Origin of the sequence: Desulfitobacterium sp. (genome assembly GCF_034927245.1) — a bacterium.
Taxonomy (GTDB): domain Bacteria; phylum Bacillota; class Desulfitobacteriia; order Desulfitobacteriales; family Desulfitobacteriaceae; genus Desulfitobacterium_A.
The window spans coordinates 1-12,924 of sequence record NZ_JAYFQK010000039.1 but is presented as its reverse complement, the minus strand read 5'-3'; the positions used below and the strand labels follow the sequence as shown (position 1 = coordinate 12,924).

The following is a 12,924-nucleotide window of genomic DNA, read 5'->3' as shown; positions in this document are numbered from 1 at the left end:
GTATTATTACCTTATTCTCGCTCTTTTTTATTCTAACTCGATAAATATTATCAACCTCGTTCGTTAAGAGGAACGTACAATCTTCGGGGCTCAACACTTTTATAAGCGGGTCTAATGATTTTGCCGTTATTCACGATTTCTTCAATGCGGTGTGCGCTCCAACCGGCTATTCGAGCGAGTGCAAAAATCGGTGTGAACATTTCAAGCGGAAGATTAAGCATCCGATAGACAAACCCGGAATAATAATCAACGTTGGCACTTACCGCTTTGTTTGAATGGGTGTGTTTTGCGATTGCTTTCTGGGAAAGTTCCTCAACCTTGGCATAGAGATTAAATTCGTGTTCAAGCCCTTTCTCTTTAGCAAGCATAGCGGCATATCTCTTAAGAATAACTGCTCTTGGATCAGAGATGGAGTAAACAGCGTGACCAATCCCATAAATCAGGCCGGAATGATCAAACGCATCTTTTGTAAGAAGACGATCAAGGTATGCTGAAAGTTCCGCATTATCCTCCCAATCCTTGACATTTTCCTTGATATTTTCAATCATTTGAATAACCTTATGATTGGCTCCACCATGTCTTGGTCCCTTCAGAGAGCCTAAGGCCGCGGCAATTACCGAATACGTATCAGTACCTGTTGAGGTTACAACATGGGTCACAAAGGTAGAATTATTACCACCACCATGTTCGGCATGGAGGACAAGCGCAAGATCGAGAAGTTTAGCTTCTAACTCTGTATATTTATGGTTGGGCCTTAACATATAAAGGATATTTTCAGCCAAACCTAAATGGGGTTGAGGACTGTGAAGCACTAAACTTTTATTACCATAGTAATGGGAGTAGGCTTGAAAACTATAGGCTGCCAAAGAGGGGAAGAAGGCAATCAATTTGATACATTGTTTTAGAACATTTTTAATTGAGATATCGTCAGGATTGGCGTCAAAAGAATACAAAGCTAAGACACTTCTAGCTAATCCGTTCATAATATCTTTACTTGGTGCGCTCAAAATAATATCTCGGGCAAAGTTCTCGGGAAGTTTCTGATTGTTGGTAAGAAGCTGCTTAAAATCTGCAAGCTGCTGACTAGAAGGAAGATTCCCAAAGAGTAATAAGTAAATTGTTTCTTCAAAACCAAAGCGGCCATCTTCCATAAAGCCTTTAGCAAGATCAAGAATATCGTAGCCGCGGTATATTAAACGGCCGGGAACGGGTATCATTTCCCCTTCATCAAGAATATAGGAGTGAACCTCTCCAATCTCGGTTAACCCGACGAGCACACCTCTTCCATCAGCATCACGCAGACCGCGTTTAACTTCATATTTTCTGTAAAGTTCGGGATTAATGGGACCCTTTGCTAGGACTATGTTGCTGAGTTCACCGAGAATTTTTTCATCAAATTGATTTTTTTCATTAGCTTCCATTCCTTTTATCTCCTTCAATAATGGATTACGGATAACGATACATTTAACCCCCAACAACTTATGATTTATTATAAGTTGTCACAGAGAACACTGTCAATTAAAAAATATAATCATAGATAACATTTTAGAGCCATATTTTAATCCATTAAAGAAGGAATTGTCACGAAAAAATAATCGAAAAAACACGATAGACTGTATAGAAAAAAAGTGGTAATATTGAAAAGATTGGTTTATGACCATAATATGCTAAATTATCCCTGTATACATTCTAAAAACCTATTTACTGGCATTCAATTTTTCGATAAATTATACATGTACAACGTTTAAATTTATAAATAAATTAATTATCGTATAGATTGTGAAGGGGTGGAATTAATGGCAACACAACCGGTAGAAGCACAAAACCATGTTGAACGAAAACTTCCGGCAACATTGGAAATTATTCGAGGAAATATTCTGAAACACGGAAACCCACTCGCGTTAAAGGGAACCGAAGTCGGTTCATGGGCAAAAGGCATGAATTTACCTAAGACCGGTGATTTGCTGTTCTATACGGGAGGCGAATATCAGTTACTTCCTTTTATCGATTCTTTAGTTAAGACAATGACGGTCATGGACCAAGGAAGTAAGGCATTTTCTATGATGATCGGTGCGCGCAACATTCTTGATAAAGTTGGAATCAGCGCCGAAAAGATGTATGCATCTGTACTAGCCTCGGATAAAGAGCGTTTTCAAACGATTTGCGGCAAGGCTGCCGGCCTTCTTCAATCCTTAGGTTATCAGCTCTGCTATTCCGGCGATGAGGAACTTTATAGCGGCGCTCTCCTTTATGAATTGGGGTATTGGGACGATTTAAAAGAATATGCTCCACGCGTACAGCAAGTCATACAAAAAAGCGGAGCTAAAACACTGGTTTGTCTATCTCCTCACGCTGCTGAAGTCCTTAAATTTGTATATCCCAAAGTGGGGATTGATTTAAATGTAGAAATTAAAACATTTGTCGAACTTGTTTGGGAAAAAAGACATAATCTAAAACCTGTTCCCAACGCTCCCACGGTGGTTATCCATGATTCCTGCCGTTTAGCGCGTGAGCTTCATATTACACAAGAACTGCGCGATATCTTAACTGCCTCAGGAGTTCAATTTAGAGAGGCACAGCAGCACGGAGAATGGACGACTTGCTGCGGCGGTCCCACTAAAATTGTTTTCCCCCAACTTTCACATACAATGGCCGGACGGCGCGTTGATGAATTAAAGGCTACCGGAGCAGACCTTATACTGACCTCTTGCCCTTATTGTTTATCTGCGCTTGAGGGAGCCCTTGAAAAAAATGATAAGAATCAAGTGATAGATCTAATTGAATTTCTATATAGGGGGATCGCATAATGAGTTTTTTTCAAAGAGGACAGAAGCAAGAAGCAGAAGATCTACAAGATGAATTTAATGATTATACAAAATATCTTGAACAAGCAAGCGATGATGAAAATATTCGCAAAGCCATTTCACGTGCTGTCAAAGCTTACAGAGAAACAACCTCGAAAACAATGGCTCGTTATCCCCATACTCCGGAACTGGCAGCTGAAGTCCGTGAAATCAAGAATTATTCAGTTGCTCATCAAAAGGAATTGCTCAAACAGGCAATGGAATCTGTCGAACGAAATCATGGCAAGGCATTTTATGCTAAAGACAAAAATCAAGCCTTGATGATTGCTAAGGAAATCATTGGTACCGGTAAAACAGTCGTTAAGGGCAAAAGCATGTTAGGTGAGGAACTCCACATTCGCGAATTCCTTGAGAACGAAGGAAATGATGTTTGGGAAACGGACTTGGGGGAATTTATCCTTCAACTGAAAAAGGACCGTCCGATGCATATTTTATCTCCGGCGATCCATGTTCCCCGCGAAAAGGTCGCAGAAATCTTCTCAGATTTTTTTAAAAAGGAAGTTGAGCCTGATATCGCTAAAGAAGTCGCAGTGGTCCGTGAATTCATGCGTGATAAGTATTTCAGCGCAGATGTCGGAATCAGCGGTTCAAATGTCGTAGCGGCTGATACAGGTGCCTTTGTAATAATTGAAAATGAGGGAAATGTTCGCTTAGCCACTTCGGCGCCCCCAATCCACCTTCTTTTTGTAGGTATTGAAAAGATTGTTCCGACCTTCCAGGATGCCATGAAAGTTGCAGAGGTAACATGGCGCTATGCACAGTATCCTATTCCGGCATACGTAAGCATTATCACCGGACCGAGCAAGACCGGGGATATTGAAAAAGTAACGACCTATGGAGCACATGGACCTCGTGAGTTTTATGTCATCTTTGTAGATAACGGCCGCAGTGCGATGGCTGATCATGATGATTATAAACAAGCTTTACATTGTCTGCGCTGCGGCGGGTGTATGTATGAATGCCCGGTATTCGAAGTCGTAGCAGGTCATTTCGGAGAAACGTATCTTGGCGGTATCGGAACCATCTGGGATGTGTTTGTAGCAGGCGGACTCGATAAGGAAGCACCGCAAATCTATTCCTGTTTGCGCTGTGGGCGATGCGTGGAACGTTGTGGTATGCAAATCAATGTTCCTGACATGATTGGCAAGCTTAGAAATCAATTAACCAGTGGTCAGGTCCTGGATTAAAGAATAAACAACGGCAAACTTCTCATCTCTATATGGGATGGGAAGTTTTTTTGTACCTTTTGTTAGCATTTGGCATGTCCAATAAAACACGTTATAATAAATATTAGAACATCGGGCATAATGGGTTATTAAAAGTAGAGAGGGTGTATAAAGTATGGAAACAAATTTATCATTTGAACAATTAGGCATACATACGCTGCTCCTCGAAGCCCTAGAAAAAGAAGGAGTGGTCGAGCCGACAGAGATCCAGGAGAAAACGATCCCGCACATTTTGGCCAACGAAGATGTTGTTGGTCAAGCGGAAACCGGTTCAGGGAAAACTTTCGCCTATCTCCTCCCGATTTTCCAAAAGATCGACCTGCTCAAGAATGAAAATCAAGCTTTGATCCTTACTCCTACCCATGAACTTGCTATGCAAGTCCAACGACAAATTCAAAGATTGTCCCAACATTTAGGAGGAACAGTTACATCCGCTGTGATCATTGGCAATGTCAACATCATACGTCAGATTGAAAAGCTCAAAGAAAAACCGCAAATTCTGGTCGGTTCCGCCGGACGAATTCTGGAGCTGATTCAGAAGAAAAAGATATCCTCGCAAACTCTAAGAACGATAGTACTGGATGAAGCGGATCGGTTGCTTGATGACAAAAATATTCAGACGGTTAAATCGGTAATCAAGACTACACTTAAAGATAGACAGGTCCTTTTATTTTCAGCAACTATTCCCCCTGAAACCCTGGTACAGGCTTCAAGCTTTCTTAGCGATCCGGTTGTTGTCCGCGTGTCGGAAAAAGCAACTGTTGCCCCAACAATTACGCATCACTATTTTATCTGTGAACAACGTGATAAGTTCGAAATGCTGAGGAAATTGATTCATCATTTGGAGCCTGAACGCGCGTTAATTTTCATTAATAAGAGTGAAGAAATTCAGAAGACGGTAGAAAAGCTAAATTATCACGGCTTATATACCCAGGGAATCTCCGGATCTTATCAAAAGGGAGAACGAGGCAAGGCTATGGAGAATTTTCGTACCGGTAAAATTCGTTTGCTTGTAGCGTCTGATTTAGCCGCACGCGGTTTGGATATAAAGAATATAACACATATCTTTAATCTCGATATTCCGGAAGACCCACAGCTGTATCTGCACCGGGTGGGAAGAACCGGTCGTGCAGGGCAAAGCGGCCTGGCAATATCTTTAGCGACAGAAAAAGAAGTACACCTTTTGCATAAGATCGAGAACACTTATAAGATTTCAATCTCACCCAAAAAATTAGCTCATGGAAAAATACTTGACTTACACACGCCTCGTAAAGAACAAGAAGTTAGGCCACATGGAATATCGACAAAACCCCATCAGCATAAAGGACACTATGAGAAATCGCGACAAAGAACGCTTCAACACCATAAATAAAGAAAACCCGGCTTCGCCGAGCCTTAAGCGATAAAGAAGACTTGGCTAGCGCCAAAGCGATAGCCTTAGTCGCCTTATCCTGCCGCACTAAAAGGCATTCATCGTAGGAAGGCAAAGCCGTTGGTTGCACTTATGCTGGAAGAAAGTATACTACCGAAGGTTATACTTTCCGACAGTATAAAAAGAAGGCTTGAATACCGTACAGCTGCGGATTCAAGCCTTCTTTAATATATTTAATACTCATAATGAGAATCTTGCTTATTCCTAAAAATCGGAATTGCTGTGTTATTGATAAACTTTTTCGGAAATACTGCTAAGTGCCTCGCCGGCCTCATCGACATGAATGGATTGAACTGCAATATCACCTATAGCTAGAACACCTACGAGTTGATTATTTTCAATAACGGGTAAGCGTCGAATCTGATTTTCGGCCATTAGATCTGATGCTTGGTGAATATCAGTATCCGGCGAAACACAGTGAACATCCTTAGTCATAACTTCACTGACTTTCGTCGTTTGGGGATCTTTTCCTTCGGCAATTGCCCGAACTAAAATATCACGATCTGTCACCATCCCCGTTAATTGTTGCCCTTGACAGACGGGGACAGAACCAATATTAGATGAAGCTAGAATTTGAGCAACCTCTACCAGGGATTGATTCGGATCAGCGCACTTTACATTTTCAGACATTAAATCACGAACCTTCATCAAATATACCTCCTTTTACGTAATCTCTATCTATTTTTTGATCCTCGGTAAAAAATTATACAGGTGAAATGCGAATAATCTCGATGTGTATTACTACGTTCGGGCTTGAAACCTTTTGTTTGGTAAAGTACACTTAAAACGGTAATTGAGGAACACACCATAGATAGAAGGAGTTACCTATGAAAAAAAGTTTAGTTCTTGCCGAAAAACCTTCAGTCGGCCGCGAGATTGCCAGGGTTTTAGGCTGCCATCAAAAGGGAAACGGCTGTTTGATCGGTTCCCAATATATTGTAACTTGGGCCCTTGGGCATCTCGTGACATTAGCAGACCCGGAGGCCTATGACGACCGCTACAAATCGTGGAGACTTGATGATCTGCCGATGCTCCCTAAGAAGATGGAATTAGTCGTTATCAGGGAAACGGCAAAACAATTCGGCGCAGTGAAAAAGCTTTTGAAACAGCCGGATATTCAGGAATTGATTATTGCTACGGATGCAGGAAGGGAAGGTGAGCTTGTCGCACGCTGGATTCTAGCTAAAGCAGGCTGGGATAAGCCGATTAAGCGGTTATGGATTTCCTCGCAAACCGATAAAGCAATCAAGGAAGGTTTTAATAATTTAAAACCCGGCCGGAACTATGAGTCACTCTATGAAGCAGCTCAATCGCGCGCCGAAGCAGATTGGTATGTTGGACTTAATGTTACACGGGCCCTGACCTGTAAATACAACGCTCAGCTCTCTGCAGGGCGAGTCCAAACCCCGACCTTAGCTATGGTTGTGCAACGTGAAAATGAAATTAAAAGGTTTATACCCAAAAACTATTGGACGATCAATGCCTTTGCCAAAGGATTCACGCTGCGCTGGCAGGATAAAAAGAACCAGACACGCATTTTTAATGAACATGTGGCTGAGGAACTTCTGGCAAAAGTCAATGGACAGGCCGGCGTTGTCATTGATATAAAAAAAGAGGGAAAGAAAGAACTGCCGCCTCTGGCGTATGACTTAACAGAGCTTCAAAGAGATGCAAATCGAAGATATGGTTATTCAGCGAAAAAGACCTCATTGATTATGCAGCAGCTCTATGAACATTATAAAATTATTACCTACCCGCGAACAGATTCACGTCATTTGACAACGGATATTGTTCCTACGCTTCCGGAACGTTTAAGGACAATTGCCGTGGGGCCCTATGCGAAATTAGCCCATAGCATTTTAAGAAGCAAAATTAATCCAAGCAAACGTCTAGTTGATGACTCAAAGGTTAGTGATCACCATGCAGTTATTCCAACCGAACAACCTGTATTTTTAAATAAGCTCAATCCGGACGAAGCGAGAATTTATGACCTCATTGTGCGACGTTTTTTGGCTGTTCTTTCGCCGGCCTTTGAGTATGAGCAAACAACGCTTAAGGTGGAGATTCATGGGGAAATCTTTACGGCCAAAGGGAAGATCATTAAACAAAAAGGGTGGCGTAACGCTTACGAAGATTTGGATTCGAGTGATGACGAAGATGATCAGGAAGAGCGGGATCAGAGTCTCCCTGATTTGAAAATAGGGGATCATCTCAATCCGCTTATGATTAAATTACAGCCCGGTAAAACTAATCCACCCAAACGATATACCGAAGCTACGCTTCTTTCGGCAATGGAACACCCCGGACAGGAAATTGAGGATGAATCTTTGCGTGAAACTCTTGAAAAGACCAGCGGTTTAGGGACACCCGCTACACGGGCAGATATTATTGAAAAGCTATTTAACTCTTTTTATATGGAGAGACAGGGGAAGGAGATTATTCCGACTTCGAAGGGAATTCAGCTGATCAAACTTGTTCCGCCGGATATTAAGTCTCCGGAACTAACGGCAAAATGGGAGCAACAGCTCAATGAAATCAGTAAAGGACGACAAAATAGCCGACCCTTTATTCACGATATACGAGAATATACAACACACTTAGTTTCCAACGTCATTTCCAGTGAGCAAAGCTTCCATCATGATAATTTAACGCGAACGAAGTGTCCTAACTGTGGAAAGTATCTCTTAAAGGTAAAAGGCAAGCGTGGTGAAATGCTTGTTTGCCAGGATCGAGAATGCGGCTACCGCCAAGGTTTATCCATTCATTCTAATGCTCGTTGTCCCCAATGTCATAAAAAGATGGAACTTAGAGGGGAAGGCGAGCATAAGATCTTTACGTGCAGCTGCGGTTATCGGGAAAAACTCTCCGCCTTTACGCAACGGAGGGAACAGGAGGGTAAAGTCTCCGTCAACAAAAGAGACGTTCAAAAATACATGCAAAAACAGAAAACGGATACACCTTTAAATACAGCCTTCGCGGATGCTCTTGGCAAGCTCAAACTCGAGAAATAGGGGGAGCTCATCTTGTTTTTTGGGAGGAAAAAGAATAAGAATAAGGATAATTATCAAGAAGATGAAATGATCCCAGTGGTTAACGAACAAAATACATCGAATAATAAGTATAGTACAAATTACTTTGCATCGAAGAGAGTAAAACAGCGAGGTGCACCTCGCTGCAAGTCTCTAAGAAAGGAAGAAATCGGAGAATATAAAATCGAGGTCGGCTTAGGACAGCTTCCTCAAAGTTATAAAGTATTGAGTAATTTATTGATTCAATCTGAAAATAGTTTAGAACAGATTGATCACCTGGTAATTTCCCCCTATGGCCTTTTTATCATAGAAGTTAATAATCTATCGGGAATCGTCCTCGGCGAAGAAACTGATCCAAATTGGCATCAGTCAATCAGCTGGCGTGTAAAGACATTTCCCAATCCGCTCCTCGAGAATCAAGCCCATCTGGAACTCCTGAGAAAGAGGGTTCCTTTAGATGAGACTCTTCATATTCATTCATTTGTAACGTTTAGCCGTCGTTGTGACTTAAAGGTTATTTCTGAGTCCGTATTTTATGATACAGACCTTCTTGCGGTGATACTCAGACGAAACCAACAGGAAGTGCTGAGTAAGGGAGAAATTCAGTCTCTTTACGATCAGATCGAGCGGATCAATATTCAAGACATCAATCTTCGCAACGAATATGCAGCTCACATCCGAAAGCAGAGAATTCGACAAAGACCTAAATATGGAGATATTCGCTGCCGAATGTGTCAAAAAGCCGTATCAGAGCGAACAGCGCGTTACTGTATTAATCACCCGGATAAATTCGCATGGCAAATCTATTGTGTCAAACACCAAAAAGAACTTGCGCGTCAGCTTAAACCAAATTCTGCTTATAGAGATACACCACTGCATACGCCTATGGAATAACAAAAGCGGAAGCCTCTACCATCTAATTATGATGAGGCTTCCGCTTTTTAATTGTCAATCTTCTTATCATTATTTTTCAGGGTAAATTTTTTTGATCAATTGGGCTACATTTTCGGCAAAACGACGAACGGTACGAATTCCTTCCTCATCCTCTAGGGCCTCACCCGGCATTCTGCCAAAAGCGATGTTCCAATATGTCGATCCGGGGACAATCATGTCATTCATGAGGTAAAACATCAGCATTTCCTGAATAGACGAAGTATGACCCCCTCTTCTGCCCACAGAAATCGGCCCCCCCACTTTCCAAGAAAGGAAATGATCTGTAGCACCCGAAACCTTACCAATTCTCTGGAGTACAGACATAAGGTCACCGCGTGCAGTACCGAAATAGACCGGTGAACCTACAATAAATCCCTGGGCATTTCTGAGTTTGTCGATAATTTCATTAACATCGTCTTTAAGAACACATTTTTTCAGCTCAGCACATTTTCCGCAGGCAATACACGACTGCGTTTTTTTCCCTGCCAGGCTAATTATTTCTGCCTCCACACCGTGGTTTTCTATGACCTTCAGACACTCATTCAAAACCTGAAAGGTATTTCCTTCGGGTCTTGGACTTCCGGATAATAGCAATACTTTACTCAACTTAAGCACGCTCCCCATTCTTTTGATCGCTATCTGTGATTATATATATATTCTTTTATTATACATAGTAAAAGAAGTATATAAAAGACTCCATTGTGAATTAGAATATTGTATTCATTCCTTAAAGAGATTTATTGTGAATGGATGCTGTGGTAAGATAATTTAGATAGATGTGAATATTCAGATAACAAAATGTTTAGATATGTAGGTGATCTAATGAAAATTGAAAAGGAATACTACCTCTCATGGATCCCCTTTTTCTCCCAATTATCACCGGAGGAAGTTGCCGAAATAGCGGGTGATTTCAGGTGGGAAGCGTACCCTAAAGGAGTCACAATCATTGAGCAGGGACAGCGGCCTAAGTCTTTTTATTTGCTCTGTGAAGGAAAGGTAGAAGTAACGAAGGGCAACGGTGAATTGGCGACTTCTGAAACTAAAGAAGCAGGTCCGGACAGCGTTTTTGGCGAAATTTCCTTGCTCACGGGAAAACCCTTTCCATACTCTGTGCGCTGTTTAGAAAATTCTCATGTTCTCAGTATAACGGCAGATGATTTTGCCCAGGTCCTGCTCCGAAAGCCCCAGATTTATCAATCCATTATCAGAGAATTAACAGATGATCTGATTGAAGCGAATCAAATGCTTTCTGATAATAAGTATAAGGAAGTTTTGCGGTCAACTATTAAGCTTACTCAATATCAAGATAAGTTTTATGGGATTTGGGGAAGCGTAAGAACGACGAAAGAAGTAGAGAGGAAACTTGAAGAAGTAAAAAAACAGCCCAAAAATTTGCTGATTCGAGGAGAACGGGGAACAGGAAGGCAAATGATGGCCTGGTATATGCATCAGCATCTTTATCAAGAAGCGGCTCCTTTTGTCGTTGTTGACGGTCGTCGCTTTGATCAGCAATGGGGAAACATGGTTGATCAACTTTTGGATATTGCAGCCGGGGGGACCTTATTCATTCAAGAAATTGATGACATTTTACCACAAACGCAGTTAATATTAGCACAGGCAATAAAGATGCATTCCACAAATTGTTTTATAATCGGAAGTTTGCAAATCCAACAAGGGATATCAAAGGATAAGCTTCTTCCTGAGCTGGAGGCGTGTTTTATTCATCGTTATACGATCACCCCGCTTCGTGAACGTAAACGTGATATTCCGGTGTTAGCGCAAGGAATTCTCGAAAAATTGGCCCAAAAGAATCATCGTAAGACTCCTACCCTTACGCCTGAAGCAAGCCAAATCTTATTATCCCACCATTACCGCCAAGGAAATGTGACCGAACTAATTCAGGTTCTTGAACGTTCCTTTTTTCTCGCAACCGATAATATGATTGGTCTTGAACAGATTTTTTTTGGACCAACCTCTGAACAGGTCGGTCATAAAATCAACCTTTTACGGTGGCCGTTCATCGACAGAATATTAAAAAAGAGCAATGCTCTGCTTTGGATACGGCGTATTGCCGCACTTTTATTCTTTCTTGTGATTGGCGGTATGATTTTTTCTCCCCATCTGTCAATTTTTATGAAGATATTTGCATTAGTATGGGGGCTTTGGTGGCCGGCCCTATCTCTGATTTCTCCTTTTTTGGGCAGAATTTGGTGCACGATCTGTCCGTTTTCTACTGTAATGGATTTTGTACAAGATAAAATTCATTTCCATCGTTCTGTTCCGGAAGTACTCGTTAAATATGATTATCTGATTGTGAGTGCACTATTCCTTTTGATTTTCTGGATAGAGATTATTACCGGGATGCGTTCCAATCCGCTATATACTGCACTCTTGCTGATCATTATTCAAATAGCCGCTGTCATAATCGGTGTTTTATATCCTCACCATGCATGGTGCCGTCATATATGTCCTTTAGGAGGCTTTATCGGCACCGCCTCAATCGGCTCACTGATTGAGGTGAGATCAGATCCGGCGGTATGCCTTAATAAATGTACGACTTTTGATTGCTATGTTGGAAAAGGCGATATCAAGGGGTGTCCTATGTCGCAGCATCTTCCGTACCTTGATAATAATTTGGATTGTAAATTATGTTTTAATTGTGTTCGCAATTGTCCCCATGAATCTGTCCAAGTCAATTTAAGGTTTCCTGCACGAGAGGTATGGCATCTCAAGCGTGTCAATCAAGGTTATACCATTTTCATTGGCATGTTGTTTGCAATTTTATTTCCTATCCGATATTTCGAACCTCTGCAAAAGATTTGGCCGGCAACACAGTGGAAAATCGCATTCACTCTGGCCTATATTCTCGCTGCTTTCGTCGGGGGGTTGTTAGGCTGGTGGCTGGGCAAACCCTTTAAAACAAAGGCAGCTTCTAAGCGGATTAAACTGGTTTTTGCCTTAACCCCGTTTGTTCTTGCCGGCCATATTATTTATCAAATGAACTTTATTCCGGGGATCCAAGACCTTACGTTGGGATTAAGCCGTCAAACGCTTACCGGAATTCAAGCCGCTTCTGTTTCTGTAACAACGGCCCTGAAGGTAATGGTTGCAATTACAGGGGTAGTTTTAACAACTCTCACCGTAATCATTGTTTTAGTAAAACAGCAGAAGCAAACAGAACAAAAGTGAAATCAATAATAGATATATAAATAATACGCTCTTTCAAAAGGAAGAGCGTATATTACAGTGAAAAATATTCGTATTGCAGGAAATGGAAAATATTTGCCGAAATATTAATATTATGATTTCACTGCAAAAACCCCATTAACCTGACCGTCATAAGAAGGATATTTATCTCTCAATGTTGAATTATTAAGCATAAAGAAGTAATTGATTGAACGATTGAGATAAATCGGTTTCTTGGGGGTATTTGAAGATGT

General features: G+C 41.4%; 9 protein-coding genes. 6 read left to right on the top strand and 3 right to left on the bottom strand.

All coding sequences use genetic code 11. The features are described from left to right. Positions 1-50 precede the first annotated feature (50 nt). Positions 51-1,421 (bottom strand): citrate/2-methylcitrate synthase, encoded by a 1,371-nt coding sequence (locus tag VB077_RS10270; RefSeq protein WP_323415143.1) that lies wholly within the window; start codon positions 1,419-1,421, stop codon positions 51-53. Between the two features lie 375 nt (positions 1,422-1,796). Between VB077_RS10270 and VB077_RS10265 the strand changes: the two genes are divergently transcribed. The 3 genes from VB077_RS10265 to VB077_RS10255 all read left to right on the top strand — a co-directional run bounded on the left by VB077_RS10265 (position 1,797) and on the right by VB077_RS10255 (position 5,462). Further along, entirely contained in the window at positions 1,797-2,807 is a 1,011-nt protein-coding gene (locus tag VB077_RS10265; protein WP_323415142.1) for a (Fe-S)-binding protein, read from the top strand. Next, positions 2,807-4,051: a lactate utilization protein B gene (locus tag VB077_RS10260; RefSeq protein ID WP_323415141.1), complete on the top strand. Its 1,245-nt coding sequence runs from the start codon at positions 2,807-2,809 to the stop codon at positions 4,049-4,051. Before VB077_RS10265 ends, VB077_RS10260 begins: the two co-directional genes overlap by 1 nt. A 154-nt stretch (positions 4,052-4,205) precedes the next feature. After that, positions 4,206-5,462, top strand: a complete 1,257-nt coding sequence (locus tag VB077_RS10255) for a DEAD/DEAH box helicase (RefSeq protein ID WP_323415140.1) — start codon at positions 4,206-4,208, stop codon at positions 5,460-5,462. Between the two features lie 285 nt (positions 5,463-5,747). Here the strand turns inward: VB077_RS10255 and VB077_RS10250 are convergent, their stop codons facing one another. Further along, positions 5,748-6,170: a CBS domain-containing protein gene (locus VB077_RS10250; RefSeq protein WP_323415139.1), complete on the bottom strand. Its 423-nt coding sequence runs from the start codon at positions 6,168-6,170 to the stop codon at positions 5,748-5,750. A gap of 179 nt (positions 6,171-6,349) precedes the next feature. Here VB077_RS10250 and VB077_RS10245 point away from each other — a divergent pair, with 179 nt between their 5' ends. Together VB077_RS10245 and VB077_RS10240 are read left to right on the top strand one after the other, a co-directional pair. Then, entirely contained in the window at positions 6,350-8,533 is a 2,184-nt protein-coding gene (locus VB077_RS10245; RefSeq protein ID WP_323415138.1) for a DNA topoisomerase III, read from the top strand. Between the two features lie 12 nt (positions 8,534-8,545). Beyond that, positions 8,546-9,445 carry an NERD domain-containing protein gene (locus VB077_RS10240; RefSeq protein ID WP_323415137.1) on the top strand — a complete coding sequence of 300 codons (900 nt, stop codon included), beginning with the start codon at positions 8,546-8,548 and terminating at the stop codon, positions 9,443-9,445. A 69-nt stretch (positions 9,446-9,514) separates the two neighbouring features. On the opposite strand, the gene VB077_RS10235 is transcribed toward VB077_RS10240, so the two are convergent. Further along, complete coding sequence (locus VB077_RS10235; RefSeq protein WP_323415136.1) at positions 9,515-10,090, bottom strand: flavodoxin family protein; 576 nt, start codon at positions 10,088-10,090, stop codon at positions 9,515-9,517. Positions 10,091-10,306: 216 nt separating this feature from the next. On the opposite strand from VB077_RS10235, the gene VB077_RS10230 reads away from it, so the two are divergent. Further along, a complete protein-coding gene (locus VB077_RS10230; RefSeq protein WP_323415135.1) occupies positions 10,307-12,673 on the top strand; it encodes a cyclic nucleotide-binding domain-containing protein in 2,367 nt (788 codons plus the stop codon). Positions 12,674-12,924: the final 251 nt, after the last annotated feature.